At 68.6% G+C, this 15,721-nt stretch carries 17 protein-coding genes and 1 tRNA gene; 10 read left to right on the top strand and 8 right to left on the bottom strand.

Features of this window, described 5'->3' with window-relative positions; translation table 11 throughout:
• Nucleotides 1-18 precede the first annotated feature (18 nt).
• Entirely contained in the window at nt 19-402 is a 384-nt protein-coding gene (locus E0H45_RS09530; RefSeq protein ID WP_202872236.1) for a hypothetical protein, read from the top strand.
• On the opposite strand, the gene E0H45_RS09525 is transcribed toward E0H45_RS09530, so the two are convergent.
• Nucleotides 375-2,465, bottom strand: coding sequence for a DUF8094 domain-containing protein (locus E0H45_RS09525; RefSeq protein WP_131336178.1), 2,091 nt, complete (start codon nt 2,463-2,465; stop codon nt 375-377). The genes E0H45_RS09530 and E0H45_RS09525 overlap by 28 nt on opposite strands.
• A gap of 187 nt (nt 2,466-2,652) precedes the next feature.
• On the opposite strand from E0H45_RS09525, the gene E0H45_RS09520 reads away from it, so the two are divergent.
• Both E0H45_RS09520 and E0H45_RS09515 read left to right on the top strand, forming a co-directional pair.
• Nucleotides 2,653-3,333, top strand: a complete 681-nt coding sequence (locus E0H45_RS09520; protein WP_131336176.1) for a TetR/AcrR family transcriptional regulator — start codon at nt 2,653-2,655, stop codon at nt 3,331-3,333.
• The gene (locus tag E0H45_RS09515; RefSeq protein WP_131336174.1) at nt 3,242-4,003 is read left to right on the top strand and encodes a CPBP family intramembrane glutamic endopeptidase; all 762 of its coding nucleotides are present in this window, start codon (nt 3,242-3,244) and stop codon (nt 4,001-4,003) included. The genes E0H45_RS09520 and E0H45_RS09515 overlap by 92 nt, the downstream gene beginning before the upstream one ends.
• On the opposite strand, the gene E0H45_RS09510 is transcribed toward E0H45_RS09515, so the two are convergent.
• On the bottom strand, nt 3,938-4,732 hold the full coding sequence (locus E0H45_RS09510; RefSeq protein ID WP_238154876.1) for an SDR family NAD(P)-dependent oxidoreductase: 795 nt from the start codon (nt 4,730-4,732) through the stop codon (nt 3,938-3,940). The two genes, E0H45_RS09515 and E0H45_RS09510, sit on opposite strands and share 66 nt — an antisense overlap.
• A gap of 110 nt (nt 4,733-4,842) precedes the next feature.
• Here E0H45_RS09510 and E0H45_RS42395 point away from each other — a divergent pair, with 110 nt between their 5' ends.
• The 4 genes from E0H45_RS42395 to E0H45_RS09490 all read left to right on the top strand — a co-directional run bounded on the left by E0H45_RS42395 (nt 4,843) and on the right by E0H45_RS09490 (nt 8,492).
• Nucleotides 4,843-5,583, top strand: a complete 741-nt coding sequence (locus E0H45_RS42395) for a hypothetical protein (protein ID WP_165546394.1) — start codon at nt 4,843-4,845, stop codon at nt 5,581-5,583.
• Nucleotides 5,580-6,416 carry a DUF4097 family beta strand repeat-containing protein gene (locus E0H45_RS09500; protein WP_238154875.1) on the top strand — a complete coding sequence of 279 codons (837 nt, stop codon included), beginning with the start codon at nt 5,580-5,582 and terminating at the stop codon, nt 6,414-6,416. Before E0H45_RS42395 ends, E0H45_RS09500 begins: the two co-directional genes overlap by 4 nt.
• 158 nt (nt 6,417-6,574) lie before the next feature.
• Complete coding sequence (locus E0H45_RS09495) at nt 6,575-6,823, top strand: hypothetical protein (protein WP_131336168.1); 249 nt, start codon at nt 6,575-6,577, stop codon at nt 6,821-6,823.
• A gap of 202 nt (nt 6,824-7,025) precedes the next feature.
• Nucleotides 7,026-8,492: a hypothetical protein gene (locus E0H45_RS09490; protein ID WP_131336166.1), complete on the top strand. Its 1,467-nt coding sequence runs from the start codon at nt 7,026-7,028 to the stop codon at nt 8,490-8,492.
• A 47-nt stretch (nt 8,493-8,539) separates the two neighbouring features.
• Here the strand turns inward: E0H45_RS09490 and dcd are convergent, their stop codons facing one another.
• Nucleotides 8,540-9,115, bottom strand: a complete 576-nt coding sequence (dcd, locus tag E0H45_RS09485; protein ID WP_131336164.1) for a dCTP deaminase — start codon at nt 9,113-9,115, stop codon at nt 8,540-8,542.
• A gap of 145 nt (nt 9,116-9,260) precedes the next feature.
• Entirely contained in the window at nt 9,261-9,701 is a 441-nt protein-coding gene (locus E0H45_RS09480) for a MarR family winged helix-turn-helix transcriptional regulator (protein WP_130388106.1), read from the bottom strand.
• Between the two features lie 357 nt (nt 9,702-10,058).
• Here E0H45_RS09480 and E0H45_RS09475 point away from each other — a divergent pair.
• From E0H45_RS09475 to E0H45_RS09465, 3 genes are all read left to right on the top strand, one after another.
• Nucleotides 10,059-10,132, top strand: a tRNA-Gly gene (locus E0H45_RS09475).
• A gap of 242 nt (nt 10,133-10,374) precedes the next feature.
• Complete coding sequence (locus E0H45_RS09470; protein WP_131336162.1) at nt 10,375-11,199, top strand: SAM-dependent methyltransferase; 825 nt, start codon at nt 10,375-10,377, stop codon at nt 11,197-11,199.
• Between the two features lie 66 nt (nt 11,200-11,265).
• Complete coding sequence (locus tag E0H45_RS09465) at nt 11,266-11,811, top strand: hypothetical protein (RefSeq protein WP_131336160.1); 546 nt, start codon at nt 11,266-11,268, stop codon at nt 11,809-11,811.
• Between the two features lie 43 nt (nt 11,812-11,854).
• On the opposite strand, the gene E0H45_RS09460 is transcribed toward E0H45_RS09465, so the two are convergent.
• The 4 genes from E0H45_RS09460 to E0H45_RS09445 are packed head-to-tail and all read right to left on the bottom strand — an operon-like array spanning nt 11,855 to nt 15,717.
• Nucleotides 11,855-12,253, bottom strand: a complete 399-nt coding sequence (locus tag E0H45_RS09460; RefSeq protein WP_131336158.1) for a DUF3224 domain-containing protein — start codon at nt 12,251-12,253, stop codon at nt 11,855-11,857.
• Nucleotides 12,254-12,298: 45 nt separating this feature from the next.
• Nucleotides 12,299-13,270 carry a phosphotransferase enzyme family protein gene (locus tag E0H45_RS09455; RefSeq protein WP_131336156.1) on the bottom strand — a complete coding sequence of 324 codons (972 nt, stop codon included), beginning with the start codon at nt 13,268-13,270 and terminating at the stop codon, nt 12,299-12,301.
• 27 nt (nt 13,271-13,297) lie between these two features.
• Entirely contained in the window at nt 13,298-14,149 is an 852-nt protein-coding gene (locus tag E0H45_RS09450) for a galactose-binding domain-containing protein (protein ID WP_202872235.1), read from the bottom strand.
• Complete coding sequence (locus E0H45_RS09445) at nt 14,146-15,717, bottom strand: alkaline phosphatase D family protein (RefSeq protein ID WP_131336154.1); 1,572 nt, start codon at nt 15,715-15,717, stop codon at nt 14,146-14,148. Before E0H45_RS09445 ends, E0H45_RS09450 begins: the two co-directional genes overlap by 4 nt.
• Nucleotides 15,718-15,721 lie beyond the last annotated feature (4 nt).

Here is a 15,721-nt window from a genome sequence, read left to right as displayed (position 1 = left end):
CATGAGATCGTTCGGCTCGTGACCACCACCACGGCGCCCGACAGCCGCCCCGCCGCTGTCCTACGGTTCGCGACCGAGCTCATCGCCTGGGTCGCGACGCCGTGGGCGATCGCGCCGCATTCCGTCCTGCTCGCGATCGCCTCGGTCGTCGTCCTGATCGGCCTGCCGACGGTCTTCCAGACGCGGGGCGACAAGCCGCGCGTCGTCGTACCTGTGCCCGGTTTCGTCACCGTCCTGCTGGTGCTTCTGCAGTTGGTCGCCGCGGTTGTGGCCGCGTGGTTCGCCTGGCCGACTGCCGTGGCGGTTGTTGTCAGCGTCCTCGCGGCTGCTTGTGTGGTGACGGAGCAGCCGCGGTGGCGGTGGCTGCTGTCCGGTCAGGCGCCGCCGGCGCCTACCAGTTGAGGGTCGATCGACAGGACCTGTACTGCGTCGCCGGTCGACTTGGCCGGGATGACTACGGCGACCTGGTGCAGGTAGTCCTGGTGCAGGGTCTGGGTGTACTTGACCATGCTGCTGAACGCGGTCGCCTCGCCGCTGGTCCAGTAGGCGTTCGAGCCCGGCTCGACGCGTTGCAGGTACCGCTCGGTGAGCGACAGGAACACCAGCGCGTCGCCGGACTCCGTGATGAACGTCAGCGGGACGCCGGACGGCGCGAACGCGTCGGTGACGTCGGCGATGTACGGCTCCGCGGTGTCGGTGGCCTTGGACTTCGCGCGCAGGTCGAGCATGTTGGTCAGGCTGGGAGACGGCGTGAACAGCTTCGACTGCGGCGCGTTCTTACCACCGGTGAGGTATGCCGCGAGGTCCTTCGTGACCGCCTCGGGCCGGCCCTGGAGCTTGCTCAGGTCGTCCGCGTTCGCGGTGCGCAGCCCGTCGACCGACGGTAGCTCCACGGCCTTCGGCGGGTAGACCGAGTGCGTCAGCAGCCACGGGCTGCCGGCGTTCTCCCGCTGCCAGACGCCGAGCTGACGGTTGCCGGGCGCGTTCGAGACGCCGGAGCTGACCACGAACCGCATCGGGTACGACGCGAACTGCGGCGCGCCGATCTCCGGGTCGGTGTAGCTGAACGGCTTCGACACGTCCTTGCCCGCGGCGTCGAGCTTCCGGCCGATCAGGAAGCCCGCCTGGGTCTGCGCGAGAGTCGGGTTGCCCTCGATCGTCTCGGACAGCTTCCCGTCCCGGGTCTTGTTCGCCTGGTTGTTGAGCTGGTTGTACCGCTGGACGACGGCCTGCGCGTCGGCGAGTGTGACGGCCGGGCGGGAGTCCGCCGCGGTCATCGTGTTCTTCGGCGGCATCAGCCCGCAGCTGGTTGCCGTCAGCAACATCGCACCGCTGGCCAGGAGCGCCGCCGTACGCCGCACCGCCTCGTCGCTCTTCACGAACTCCGGCGACGCCGCCAACGGGACAGTCTCCTCCGCGACAGTGTCGACGGGCTCCTCGACAGGTTCGGCGTACGTCGTCTGCGCGGGCTCGTCGTACCGCTGGGAGGCGCTCGCTCCGATGAGCGCGGGCGACTTGGCCCGCGCGACCGCAGCAGCCGACATGAACATCGGCGCCGCCGGCACAGCAGCCGCCGGCCGAACCGGCGCAGGCCGCACAGGCACCTGCCGAACGGGCGCCGTCACCGGAGCCGGGCTGACCTGCGCCGCAGCCGGGGTGGCCGGTGCTGGATCCGCCGCCGGCTGCTCTTCCTTGGCGGCGAGCGGGGCGAACGGGGAGACGCGGTCGGGGGCGAAGGGAGAGACGCGGTACGCCGGTGCGTTCTCCTCCTCCTCGCGTTGGACCGGGGCTGTCGTCACGAGGACCGGGATCCGGGTGTTCGTGATGACCGGGATCTCGGTCGTGTCCGCGATCTCCTTCACGACCGGACGACGGCGCAGCACCAGAGCCAGGCCGAGCGCGAGCACCACAACGCCCGCTCCGAGCACCAGCAGGCAGATGCCGAACAGCCGGTGCACCTCGATCCCGAACGTGACCTGCGCGCCGACGGCGGGCGTACCGTCCGCGTTCATCACGACCACGTCGTACAGCCCGTCCTGGATCGGCCAGCTGACGGCCTGCGAGCCGGGCGCGGACTGCGCGACCCACCAGTCCAGCTGGCCGGGTGGCGTCAGCTTCTTGGTGTCGCCGCGCAGCTCCTGCGTGCCGAACGTGGCCGGCGGATCGAACTGGATCAGCCGGGTGTGCGCGGTCCCCGAGAGGTAGTCGCGCACGTCCAGGTCCTGCCCGACGCCGATGAACAGCGGCTTGTCGCCCGACGCGCTCACGCGCAGCGTCGGGCCGTGGCGGTCCAGGAGGGACGGTGCGGTGACGACCGCGAGGCCCGTACTGGCGAGCTCGCGGCGGGGGGTCGAGATCGTGTTGTCCGGGCCGACGAGCCAGAAGGCCGCGACGGCCCCGGCGATGGCGGCGAGCAGGCCTGACAATGCCAGCAGCAGACCCAGGGTGATGCGGGCGAAACGCATGAAGAGGCTCCCGTTGTCCGACGAGCCCGGCCCACGGACGGGTGCACCGGACGGCGGGTGCACTGGTCCGGACCCCTCTCCAGGTGTCCGGAAGCTCACCCGTTGTCACTGAATAACTGAGCCAACAAGGATCTGTTACGATTTCGTGTATTAGCGAATGGCCATTCACAAACTCGGAGGCGCTGAGATGGCCCGGCCACGGCTGGTGAGCGACGACGCGATCCTGGATGCCACTCGCCAGGTCCTGGCCGAGCTCGGACCGGTGAAACTGACCCTCGCGGCGGTCGGCTCCCGCGTCGGACTGGCGCCGCCGACGCTGATGCAGCGGTTCGGGTCCAAGCGTGGTCTGCTGCTCGCGTCCGCCGCGCGGTCGCCGCTGATGGTCAAGCTCGCGGCCGAGGAGGCCGCCGCCCGGAACGCCTCCCCGCTCGCCACGCTGCGGGACTTCGCGCTGTCGGCGGTCGCGCACATCAAGCGCCGCGAGGAGCTCGGCAACGGTCTCGGCTTCGTCCAGCTCGACGTCGCGGATCCGGAGTTCCGGCAGCACGCGCTGGCGCACTCCGCGGCGATCGTCGACAGCTGCGACACGTTCTACCGGGCCGCGGTGGAAGTCGGTGAGCTCCGCGCGGACACCGACGTACCGGCGCTGGCTCGGCACACCCTTGTCTGTTTCAACGGCGCGCTCCAGGTCTGGGCGGTGAACGGCTGGGGCTCGCTGTCCGAGTTCCTCACCGAGCAGCTCGACCTGCTGATCGCCCCCTACCTCAGGAGTGACGGTGTTCCTGCGCGTTCTGGTCTTCTATCTGGTCACGATGGTCTTCAGCGGGATCCTCAACGCGCTGCAGACGGCGACCGGGCCGAGTCCTGACCTGATCCAGCTGGTCCAGTTCGCGCCGGCCCTCGGCGTCGGCGTGATGTTCCTGCTGTTCCGCCGTACCACTCGGGTCGACGCACGGTTCACGCCGGCGGGCGTCGCGGCGGGGCGATCTGCACTGGTGGTGGGCATCGTCGTGGCGGCAATGCTCGTGTCCGTACTCGTGCATGTCGTCGCGGGCCGGACCTGGCGGGCGGAGAGCTTGCCGTTCCCGTTCGGCGTTCTGGTGATCACGATGATCGTCGGCGCAGCGGGCGAGGAGCTCGGATGGCGCGCGTACTTGCAGCCGTACCTGCAGACCCGGTTCTCCGTACTGCGTTCCTCGCTCGTCGTCGGTATGTTGTGGGGCTTCTGGCACATCGGCGGTTTCGAGCACGGGCTCGCGTACATGGGTCTGTTCGTCGTGATGGCGACCGCGCTGTCGGTGGTGATGGGCGCCGTACTGCGGGGCGCACGTCGTACCAACCTCGTCGTCGCCACCGCAGCCCACGCCGCGGTCAACCTCTCGCTGATCCTGCTGTTCACCGAGGAGGACGGCGACCTGTTCCCGATGGCCGTCCTCGCGGTGGTCTGGACGATCGCCGCCGTGGCGGTCAGCTCAGTGCAGGTACGACGCGCCGTTGAAGTCGAGGACCGCGCCGCTCGCCCAGTTCGCCTGGGCTGAGGCGAGCCAGTAGATCGCGTTCCCGACCTCCTCGGCGGTCGCGACGCGGCCGAACGGGCTCTGCGCCCGGATCGCGTCGCCGCCGGGGCCCGCGAGGAACGTCTCGGTCATGTCGGTGGCGATGAAACCGGGCGCGATTGACGTCACGGTGATGTCATGTGGCGCCAGTGATGCCGCCAACGACTGCCCGAGCGAGTGCAGACCGGCCTTAGAGGCGCCGTACGCCGGGACATCGGGCTCACCGCGGTAGGCGCCGCGGGACCCGACGTTGACGATCGCGCCCCGCCGGACGCCGTCCGCGGGGTCCTTGTCGAGCATCTGCCGCGCCACGCACCAGGTCACGTGCGCGGCACCCTCGAGGTTAACGGCGAGCGTACGACGCCACGTCGCGACCCATTCGTCGTACGACGTCTCCGCCAGCGGGTGACCGATCCGGCGGGAGCCCGCGACCGGCTCGTCGACGAACATCGCGGCGTTGTTCACCAGCACGTCGACGCGACCTAGTGCGGCGGCCGATTCCGCAACCAGGGAAGGGATTGCGGCGGCATCGCCGAGGTCCGCGGCGATCACCGCGTGGCCCTCACCGGGCAGCCCGGCGCGGACCTCCTCGGCGCGATCGACGGCGCCGCGGCAGTGCAGCACGACCCGGTCGCCGGCGGCCGCGAACGTCCGCGCGGCGGCCGCGCCGACACCCCTCGACGCACCGGTGATCAGTACTCCTCTGGACACGGTTCCTCCTGTCGACGACTGGTCGCCATTGTGCCTCTGACGCCAATCTGACGACGACATGACATCACGGGGGTTGACAGTGACGTCACGATGACGTCATACTTGCTGTCATGGAACTTGACCACTACCTCGAGTCGGTCCGGCGGAGCGTTGAGAACGCCACCGCCCTGGCCGACGAGCAAACTCGCTCCGTGGCACAGCGCCTCGGGGCAACGCTGGATGACGCAGGCCGCCTGGCCCTCATCTCAGCCCTGTCCGACGCCGCCGGGGAGATCAGCCGTGAGCTGTCCCCGGGTTCGGTCGAGCTCCGGATGGCCGGCGGCCGCCCGGAGTTCGTGGTCACGCCGGCGCCCAGCCAGCTGACCGGTCCGGACGAGATCGAAGAAGACATCGACGACGAGACCGACGCCGAGGCGGACGAGCAGTTCGTGTTCGACGCCGACGAGCCGACCGCGCGGATCACGCTGCGGCTGCCGATGTCGATCAAGAACAAGGTCGACGAGGCCGCCGACGCCGAGGGCATCTCCTCGAACGCGTGGCTGATGCGCACCGTGATGACCGAGCTCAGCGAGCGCCGCCGCGGCGGCCCGCGCCCGCCCCGGCCGCCGCGCCCACCGCGTGGCCCGGTGTTCGGCCCGGAGGGCCCGCTGGGTCCCAACGGACCGCTCGGCCCCGACGGGGTCTTCGGCGAGGAAGGCGTCTTCGGCCAGGACCGCGGCCGGTTCGAGCGCGACCGGCGCCGTGACGACCGGGACCGCCGCCGGGAGGACAAGGACCGGCGACGCGAGGACAAGGAACGCCGCCGTGGCGGACACGGCCCGGGCCAGCGACTGACGGGATGGGCAGAATGAGCGAGCGGAGTGCCACCCAGTTCATCGACGACGAGAACGAGCGGATCAACCGGATCCGGATCGAGATCGGCTCCGGCCTGGTCGAGCTCGGGCCCAACCCCGAGGGCGAAGGCACCGTGGTCTCGATGGAGGTCGACGGCGACGACGACGGCATCGTCTTCGAGGTCACCGACGGCGAGCTCGTCGTCGAGAGCCCGCGCAACGTCCGCCGCGGCCCGGAGATCACGCTCCGGATCGCCACCTCCACGGTCCTCGACGCCCGCGTCAAGACCGGCTCGGGCGACATCGTGTCGCAGGTGCCGCTCGGCTCCGCGCGACTCGCGACCGGCTCCGGCGACGTCCGGCTGACCCGGGTCGAGCACGAGCTCGGCATCAACACCGGCAGCGGTGACGTCAAGGTCGAGTCGGCCGCCGGCGCGGTCCGGGCCGGCACCGGCTCGGGCTCGATCGACATCGAGGAGGCCGGCGACGCGCTCGGCCTGAGCACCGGCTCCGGCGACGTCACGATCGGCGACGCGGCCGGTCCCACCTCCGTCAAGGTCGGCTCGGGTGACATCACCATCGAGCGGATCCGCGACCACTCGGTCGCCACCTCCGGCTCCGGCGACGTCAAGGTCGAGATCGCCGACGGGCCGAGCGTCCAGGCCGAGACGGCCCGCGGCGACGTACAGATCGGGGTCCCGGACGGACTTCCGACGTACCTGGACCTGAAGACGGTCACCGGGCGGATCCGGTGCGATCTCGAGCCCGGCCAGAAGCCGGCCGAGGGGGAGCCCGCCCTGATGCTGCGGGCCCGCACCGTCTCCGGCGACATCACCGTCGTCAAGGTCTGACCCAAGTACGACCCCACGTGTCGGATCGGCCTCGTCGGGTTCGTTGGGTTCATGTAGGGGAGCCAGAGGTCCCGCCTCCGGGCGGGACCTGGGCGAAGCACTGCCGAAAACCGGCACGGGGATTCATCGCACGGGGACTACGCGAGGGGAGCACGACCATGATCAGCGAACAGCAGGAAGTTGCCCGTTACCGCATCGCCGAGCGGGTGCAGGCCGCCGAGGCCCGGGCGCTGCGGCGCCAGTACACGACCCGGACCAGCCCGCGGGAGGGCCTGGCGGGTGCGCTGCGCAAGCTGGCCGACCGGCTGGAGCCCGCCTCCCGCCGCCTGACCGAGCCGGCCACCCGGCCGCTGACCGAGCCGCAGCCCCGCCACCGCCGCGGGACCGGACTCTCGATCGTCCGATGAACGGCGTACCGCTGAACGGCGCGGCCGCCGCGATCTGCGCCGTACTGGAGAAGCTCGGACTCGTCGGCCGCCGCTAGCACCACCGAGCGCTGCAGGTTCGTGCAATGCCTGTGGATAACCGCCGGGCGGACCCGCGGACACTGCTAGCGTTCAGTCGATCATTCTCGGCGACCTGGGAGAGAAACCAACGATGTTGCGTCCGATGGTGGCAACCACAGCTGTCACCGCAGCCCTGATCCTGGTAGCCGGTTGCGGCGGCAACGACAAGAAGTCCGACTCGGGCTCCGAGAACAACGGCGGCCAGTCCACCACCTCGGCCACACCGTCGGCCCCGACCGCCCCGACCTTCGACCCACCCAAGGCGTTCAGTGTCGCCGCGGCGTACCCGGTGCCCGACTACGAGGGCCGGGAAATGTACGACGAAACCAAGGTCGGTATGGTCGGCCAGGCGGCCCTGTTCGTGAACTACCGGGGTCTCACCGGCCACGACGTCGTGGACCCGAACAAGCTCTGGCAGATCAAGTCGACCGAGGCGGAGACCACCACGGTCAGCGGTGTCACCGATCCGATGGCGGTCAAGGTCGACGGCAAGGACGTTGCGGTGGTCGCCTACGCACAGTCCGACAAGGGCAACGGCACGCAGAAGCCGAAGGACCTGGTGCTGGTCCAGTGGATCGACGTCATGTCCGGTCAGAAGCTCGCCGAGGTGTCCACGCCGATGAGCGCCGTGACGTCAAGCGCCTTGCATATCTCGAACGCCCAGTACGACCCGGAGACCGGCCAGGTCGCCGTCGGTGTGGCCAGCGGCGGCGCCACGGCGACGGTGTATGCGGACCCCGGCACCAAGAAGGGTACTGAGCTGCCGAACATCCTGCCGGGTGCCGTGCACAACGGCGTGGTCGCGGGCGCGAAGCCCGAGAGCAAGCAGAATGCCAACGATTCCGGGGTAGTCCTCGTCGACGGTGCGAGCGGCAAGGTCACGAAGCAGATCCCGCTGAAGCAGGGCGAGGTGCGGCCGCTCGCCGGCGGAGCCAAGCACGGCTTCTTCTACAGCACGCTGTACTCGAGCGCCACCATGGATCAGGTCGCTTCGCTCTACTCGGTAGATCTGTCGACCGGCGCTGTGGTGAAGTCGGCGCCCGGACTGAAAGATCGGGACTCCGGTGGGTACGAGTGCACCTGGGACCAGGCGAGCTCGGTCGTCTGCCGGGAGAAGGCGCCCACCGGTCCGCAGGAGATCTTCGGGTTCGACGACGAGACCGGCAAGAAGGCGTGGGGCTACACCAGTGAGTCCGGAGGACGGGTCGTGCCGAACGTGACCGCGGCGTTCCACGGCGTTGTGTACGTGCAGACCGAGAAGCAGCCGGTGCTGCTCGACGCGAAGACCGGCGAGGATCTCCCGTCGAGCAACCCGTCGCCTGGCGAGACGCCCTCGGGCTCCCCGACGTCCGGTGGCTCCCCGTCGGACAGTGATTCTCCGTCAGGCGGCGCCTCCGAGTCACCCGGCACGTCTGCCGGCGGGAACGACATGAGCCTTTACAACGGCACGCAGGTGTCCCCGGACGCGGTATCGCCGTACGGCGGCGTCTTCGGGCAGCTGCCGAAGGGCAGTGGTTACGGCAGTACCGACATCCAGTTGGTCAGCATCGTCATGAAGCCGACTGCCTGACACAGCTGACGCGAAGGGCCCCGGGAAATCCCGGGGCCCTTCGTTTGTCAGACGTCGGTGCGGTGGAAGTTCTTGAAGGAGCGGGACGGAGTCGGGCCGCGCTGGCCCTGGTAGCGGGAGCCGTACTTCGACGAGCCGTACGGGTGCTCGGCGGGGGAGGACAGCCGGAAGAAGCAGAGCTGGCCGATCTTCATACCGGGCCAGAGCTTGATCGGCAGTGTGGCGACGTTCGACAGCTCGAGCGTCACGTGGCCGGAGAAACCCGGGTCGATGAAGCCGGCGGTGGAGTGGGTCAGCAGGCCGAGACGGCCCAGCGACGACTTGCCCTCGAGTCGGGCGGCGACGTCGTCGGGGAGCGTGACGAGCTCGTACGTCGATCCCAGGACGAACTCACCGGGATGCAGGATGAACGGCTCGCCGCCTTCGGGCTCGACCAGCCGGGTCAGATCGGGCTGTTCCTCGGCCGGATCGATATGCGGATACCGGTGGTTCTCGAAGACCCGGAAGAACCGGTCCAGCCGTACGTCGACACTCGACGGCTGCACCATCGCAGCATCGAACGGATCCAGCTGGACCCGCTTCGCGTCGAGCTCGGCCAAGATGTCACGGTCGGAGAGCAGCACGGTCGCACGTTAGCAGCGTGCTGCTCGTCCGCACAGCTCGCGCTGCCGGTCAGGCCCGTTTCCCGCGCCTGGTGGTGAGTCGTCCGGAGCCCTCAGCTCCCCGGCGGGAGCACACCACCAGACCGTGGGCCTGAGGCAACTATCTTCAGTTGGCCAGCTTGTTGAACTTCGACACCTGGGTGGCGAAGGTCTTCACCTGCGCCGGCGACCAGTCCTTGAGCAGGTCCTCGATCACCTTGTGCCGCTTCTTCCGGGCCGCGGTCAGCTTGCGCTTTCCGGCCGCGGTCAGCGTCAGCAGGGTCGCACGCGCGTCCGACTTGTCGGCGGCCCGCTTCAGCAGGCCCTCCTCCTCGAGTCGCGCACAGGCCCGGCTGACCGGTCCCTTGTCCACCTCGAGCGCTGCCACCAGGTCGGCCATCCGCACCGGTGCCAGCTCCTCCACGTGGTTCAGCAACGCGTACTGCGCCGGCTCCAGGTCCGGGTGCGCCTCGTCGGACAGCGTCCGCTGCAGACCGCGCAGCCGCCGTGCCAACGTGACGAGTTCCTTCTCCAGGTTGTCCACCGCGTCAGTTGTGTCAGTTGCCACCGTTCACCCCTTCATCCAGTTGCCCCGCAACCATCTTGTCCGGTCCCGGCGAGGACCGCATCCTCACGTTGCGTCGAATGTTGCCCCCGGCAACGCGTTCTAATCTGCCAGAAGATCACGAACCTGCCCAGTCCTGAACGTGCCCTTTGTGAAAAACTGCCCAAGAACCCCCGGTGCAAACCGTCCACCCCGCTCTTTTCGATGCGTTCGGCACCGAATTCGGGCCCGAGCCGCTGACAGTGCAACAACCCGGCTGTTCCACGTTAGGTCCGGAGGGGGCGCCCGGCACCCGGACCCGGCGTGGTTGCGGGCCCCCGGATCGGCTATGCTCTTCACCGCTGTCGGGAGACCGGCCGCGCGGGTGTAGTTCAATGGCAGAACATCAGCTTCCCAAGCTGACAGTGCGGGTTCGATTCCCGTCACCCGCTCCACGAGAAAACGCCAGGTCGGAGGTTGGCTCCCGACCTGGCGTTCAACGTTTCAGGGAGTCTTCGTCGCGTCTCTCAGCCGCGGATGCCATTCAGGCCGGCCGGCAAATGTTCTGAGATCTTCAATGCCGGCGTGCGATGAACCGGGGTGGGGAGGATCTTCACCGTCCTCGACGGTGCGGGCGGGGCAGGCTCGACATAGAGTGACCGCAGTAGTACGCCAAGGGACCGGAGGGACAGCCGTAATGGCCGAAGAAGTAAACCAGGGCAGCGAAGAAGCCGCGATCCCCGGTATCGACCTGAGCACGCCAAGCATCGCCCGCGCCTATGACTACATGCTCGGTGGCAAGGACAACTTCGCCGTCGACCGCGCGCTCGTCGACCAGATCATGACGCAGATGCCGGGTTCCGACGCGCTCGCGAAGGACAACCGCGGCGTTCTCGTCCGGGCGATCCGCGAGATCGTGGAGAACACACCGGTCCGGCAGTTCCTCGACCTGGGCAGCGGCCTGCCGACCGCGGAGAACGTCCACCAGGTCGCCCAGCGGCGCGCGCCCGAGTCCAAGGTGGTCTACGTCGACAACGACCCGATCGTCCTGGCCCACGGCCGCGCCCTGCTGGCCGAGAACGCGAACACAGTCGTCTTCCAGGCCGACCTCCGCGACCCCAAGGCGATCTACGACAGCCCGGACACCCGCGCGCTGATTGACTTCGAGCAGCCGGTCGCCATCATCTTGAGCGCGATCCTGCACCACCTCAACGATGACGAGAACCCGGCCGATCTGGTCCGCTTCTGGTACGACCGCGTCCCCTCCGGCAGCTACTTCTTCGTCAGCCACTTCCGCAGCGCGGACGACCCTCGCAGCGCCGAGTTGCAGGAGTTCGTCCAGGGGTCGATCGGTCGCGGTCGCTGGCGCTCCGACGAGGAGATCCTCGCGCTCCTCCCGGACGGCCTCACGGTCCTTCCGCCGGGACTGGTCCCTGCCGCCCAGTGGCGGACCGACCTGGAGCCCGAAGAGGTGACCCCTTGGGGTCGACTGATCGGCGCAGTTCTGGCCGTCAAACCCTGAGCCTGATCCCGCAGGTCAGCGGCATGTTTCTGGCCTGCGGGTTTTTCGTCCCAGGGAGGATTCACCGTGCCGCAGTCCGGTTACACGATCTTTCTGAACGGTGGGTACGGCGTCGGCAAGTCGTCCACGCTCGAGCATGTCGGGGATCTGCTCGCGAACGCCGGCAGGCCGTTCAGCCTGATGGACGTCGACTGGTTCCACCGCTCGTGGCCGCCTGCTGATCAGGACAATGCTCTGATCGAGGCAAACAACATCGCGGCGGTTTGGAAGTCCTATCGGTCGGTGGGCCCGCGGCAGTTGGTCATGTGCGGGGTGATCAGTACCGCAGCCGATCGAGAGCGCTACGAGGCCGCAGTCGAGAGCCCCCTGCGGATGGTTCGTCTCACCGCGAATGCCGACATCACCAGGAAACGACTGCGGGGCCGCTACAGCCCGAGTCAGAGGTCGGCGTTGGAGTGGCACCTGGAGCGCTGCGACGAGATCGCCGCCCGCCTCGACGCCGCGGACCTGGACGAATTGGTCATCGACACCGGCAACCTCGGCCCGCACGAGGTTGCCGAGCGCACGTTGCGCCACTTCGGTCTGTTGGACAACTCACCCACCACCAACTGACCATTCCGTTTGCCGCGCTGGTTCTGTCAGTGATCGGGCGGCTCTAGGGCATCCGGTATTTGAGGGTCAGGATGCCTTGGCTCGCCTCGGTGGCGTGACCCGACAGCCCGGCCAGTGCCCCTGTGCCAGAGCCCGGCACGATCGCGCCGAACGTCGACTGCGTGTCGCCCTCGGCGAGGCCGCCGTGCTGGATCACGAACGTTCCGGGGCGTCCGTCGAGCTTCCCCTCGATCCGCTCCGAGGCCACGTATCCGGCGCCCTCGGCGCCCTGGGCGGTCAGCACCTCGGTGACCCCTTTGCCCTCGAGTGCGCCGCCGTACGTCTTCGTGATGGTGACCCGGGTCAGCTTCGGACCGTCGTCCGGCTCGTCGTAGGCGACCTCGTCCCACGAGTCGATGGTGAACTCGATGTCTGCCGTCGTCTCTGCACTGTCGGTACTCACCCTCCGATCCTCGCATCCGTCCACGGTCTGCTTGACAGCGCAGGGTTAATCGAGCGTTTGCGTTGCGAGCTGGTGCAGGTGGTCGAGCTTGCCGGGAAGGTCCCGCAGGGTGCTGCCGATGGTGGTCTCGATTGTCGTGCGGTCGCCCATCCATCGGGCTGCGGTGGTCTCTCCGAGTGAGACGCGGATCTGCTCGCCGAGAACCTGGATGACATTTCTCGCCACGCTGAGGAAGAGGTCCGCCCCGGCCCATCCGAGATCGCCACCGGCCGCGACGTACGCGGTGAGGATTCTCTTGACCTGCTTGGGTTCTCCGCCTCCGAAGATGTACGCAGACCGACCTGCCTCGAGGGCCGCGCTGTCGGTCCGGACGCTGTCCCAGTCCACCAGCACGGGGCCGGATGGAGACATGACGACGTTGTGGATCTTGAAGTCGCCATGAGTTGTCACGAGGTCCGGTACGACGTCGCAGAGTTCCGCGATGCGTGCGCTGACCGCGAGGACGTGCGGAAGGCTGTCGACCTGCAGACCCGCCCATGCGGCGTCACGATGCCGGGCTTCGGCGAACCAGCCCTCCCAGGTCTCTGGCGGTTGCACCGCGTGCCGCCACCACTGAGGCAAGCCGGCCCGGTCGAGCGGCTGCAACTGATGGACCTGCAGCATCGTCCGGCCGAGCCAGGCCGAGATGTCGGGCTCAGGTGTTTGGTGGTCGATCCATCGGTAGACCCGGAACAGCCGATCCTCGATGCGGGCCACCCAACCGAGGAGAGGATCGGTTGGCGGGATCGGTTTCGGCATGTCGATGCCGGCCGCGAGTGCATGGCGCTCGAAGACCATCGCGGCCGCCAGTTGGTCGGTCACGTGCACACCCGCCGCCGGAAAGTAGCCCTTGACGAAATAGCGTCCGGTTGAGGTGTCGAGTCGCCAGGTGTCCGCGTCGCCGCGTCGGACATGGACGAGGCCGCCGGCCGGTGTGCCCAGGTCGAACGCGCGCGCGACTTCTTCGGGAGTCGGCATGGTTCAAACGGTTGACTCAGGCAAGGATCAGGTTCCGTAGACCTCGAGTTCGACGATGCGGGAGTAGGTGTGGTCGTTGCCGTCGAGGCAGAGGATGCGTACAGCATCCGTCTGCACGGGGTCGAACGTCGACGTGACGTGGCCAAGGGTGTTGCCGCGGACCTGGGTGACGGTCTGCCAGGCACCGCCGACCTTCACCTGGACGTCCCAGTCGCGGAGACCGTTGAGCCGTGCCGGGTACTTCGCCGAGTCGAGTGTGTACAGCTCCACCCGGTTCACGGTGGCGGGTGCCGACAGTGCGACATCGTACGTGTCGGGGAAGGCCGCGCGGGTGCCGTCGTTCCAGCCGGTCAGGGTGTCCCAGTGCTCTGGGTCCTTGTCGCCGTCGACGGCGCCGCAGAGGGTGAAGTTGCCGTGGGTGGACGACGCCGTCGCCTGCTCGCCGAGCGCGAGGTTGTCACCGGGGCCCTTCGACGGCAGCGGCTCGACGGTCACCGGAACGGTCACGCGGTTCCGGTCGACCTCGACGCCGATGTTGTACGAGCCCGGCTTGGTGTCGCGCGGTACGCGGACCTCGACCGGCGCGGAGACGGGCTGATCGGGATCGAGGGCGGGCAGCCACGACGAGAACAGGGTCCGGGACAGCTGTAGCGGACCGGTCGGCTCGAGCGTCAGGTCGGCGTACCGGTCCTGGCTGCCGGTGTTGGTCATCGTGAGGTTGAGGGTGCTGGGGAAGCAGGGGAGTCCGACCACGCTCAGCTGCTCCGGGGCGACGCCGACCGCCACGTCAGAGGTTGCTGCAGGCATCGAACTGGAGCCGAGCAGTGCGGCCGCCAGCAAGGTGCCGGCCGCGACGACGGTCTGTCGGGGGATCCTCATTTCTGTACCTCCGCGATGCCGGGGCGGCCGTCCTCGACGAGGAGCTTGGCGCGAGTGCTCACGGTGCCGCCCTGGACGGACACCTTGTCGACGACGCGGTAGTCGGAGATCCACCGCTGCGGCGTGATGGAGCAGCTGACGTACCCGCGCTGGAAGTTGCCGAACTTCATGTGCGGGTTCTCCCGCAGCAAGGTCGCACCGCCGGCGTCGAGGTCCTCGCCGTCGATCCCGGACGTGATCGACGTACCGACGAACTCGGCGCCGACCGTCGCCGACGCCGGGTCGTTGAAGTCCAGCTTCAGGTCCGACGCCACGCTGCGGTGCAGGTCGCCCGCGATCGACACCAGGTTGCGGACCTTCCGCTGTGCGGCGCCGCCGAGGATGCGGTTCCGCGACGCCTCGTACCCGTCCCAGGTGTCCATCGGGACCAGCACCTCCGGCCCGTCCTTCGTGTCCAGCCGGGCGATCGCGGTCTGGTGCGCCAGCACGTTCCAGCGCGTCTGCGCCGCCGCCCAGCCGTCGAGCAGCCACTTCTCCTGCGCGTCGCCGGTGATCGTGCGCGCCGGATCGGCCGTCTCCGGGCCGGGCGCTTTCGTGCCGTCGCCGTACGCCTGGTCCGACCGGTACTGACGCGTGTCGAGCACGTTGAACTCCGCGAGCCGCCCGTACCTGATCCGCCGGTACAGCTGCATGTCCGGCCCCTTCGGCAGTTGCGCGAGCCGCAGCGGCATGTGTTCCCAGTACGCCCGGAACGCGTTGGCCCGGCGTACCCGGAACTGGGCCGGCGGTGCACTCGGATGCGCCTCGTCGGCCCAGTTGTCGACCACCTCGTGGTCGTCGAGCGTCACGATCCACGGCGCCTTCGCGTGCGCGCTCTGCAGATCCGGATCCAGCTTGTACGCCGCATACCGCTGCCGGTACTCGTCCAGCGTCACGGTCTGCTGGGTGATGTACGGCTCGTTCGAATGCGGCCGGATGCCGCGGTCGATCCCGAACTCGTAGATGTAGTCGCCGAGGAAGAACACCACGTCGTGGTCGCGCTTCGCCATGTCGGCGTACGCCGTGTACCAGCCCTCCCACCACGCCTGGCAGGACGCGAACGCGAGCGACAGCTCAGGAACGACAGCGTCGTACGCCGGTGCGGTCTTGGTCCGACCGACCGGGCTGAGCTGCCCGTTCACGCGGAAGCGGTACCAGTAATGCCGCCAAGGCCGCAGTCCACGTACGTCGACGTGCACCGAGTGGCTCGCTTCGGGCCCGGTTCTGGCCGTGCCGGAGCGGACGATCCGGCGGAACTGCTCGTCCTCCGCGACCTGCCACTGCACCTCGACCGGCCGCCGATCCATCCCGCCGAACGGCGCGAGTGGATCGGGGGCCAGCCGGGTCCAGATCACCACCGCGTCCGGCAACGGATCGCCGGACGCGACACCGAGCGTGAACGGATCCCGCCGGTCGACCCGGCCGGTCCATCCCGCTGCGGCTGTCTTGATCTCCGGAAGACTGCCGCTCAGCGCGAGCGCCGCCGCTGCTCCGCTGACAGTAAGGAAGTTGCGTCGTGTAGTCGGCATCGGC

This window comes from Kribbella soli, from assembly GCF_004331345.1.
Classification (GTDB): domain Bacteria; phylum Actinomycetota; class Actinomycetes; order Propionibacteriales; family Kribbellaceae; genus Kribbella; species Kribbella soli.
Note: the sequence above shows the minus strand (reverse complement) of the source record. Positions and strands in the feature narration are given on the sequence as shown.

Bases quoted from the DNA above. Each gene is read 5' to 3' on its own strand.
- E0H45_RS09525 (WP_131336178.1), bottom strand. From the start codon at position 2,465: ATGCGTTTCGCCCGCATCACCCTGGGTCTGCTGCTGGCATTGTCAGGC.
- E0H45_RS09520 (WP_131336176.1), top strand. From the start codon at position 2,653: ATGGCCCGGCCACGGCTGGTGAGCGACGACGCGATCCTGGATGCCACT.
- E0H45_RS42395 (WP_165546394.1), top strand. From the start codon at position 4,843: ATGGAACTTGACCACTACCTCGAGTCGGTCCGGCGGAGCGTTGAGAAC.
- E0H45_RS09500 (WP_238154875.1), top strand. From the start codon at position 5,580: ATGAGCGAGCGGAGTGCCACCCAGTTCATCGACGACGAGAACGAGCGG.
- E0H45_RS09495 (WP_131336168.1), top strand. From the start codon at position 6,575: ATGATCAGCGAACAGCAGGAAGTTGCCCGTTACCGCATCGCCGAGCGG.
- E0H45_RS09490 (WP_131336166.1), top strand. From the start codon at position 7,026: ATGGTGGCAACCACAGCTGTCACCGCAGCCCTGATCCTGGTAGCCGGT.
- E0H45_RS09470 (WP_131336162.1), top strand. From the start codon at position 10,375: ATGGCCGAAGAAGTAAACCAGGGCAGCGAAGAAGCCGCGATCCCCGGT.
- E0H45_RS09455 (WP_131336156.1), bottom strand. From the start codon at position 13,270: ATGCCGACTCCCGAAGAAGTCGCGCGCGCGTTCGACCTGGGCACACCG.
- E0H45_RS09450 (WP_202872235.1), bottom strand. From the start codon at position 14,149: ATGAGGATCCCCCGACAGACCGTCGTCGCGGCCGGCACCTTGCTGGCG.
- E0H45_RS09445 (WP_131336154.1), bottom strand. From the start codon at position 15,717: ATGCCGACTACACGACGCAACTTCCTTACTGTCAGCGGAGCAGCGGCG.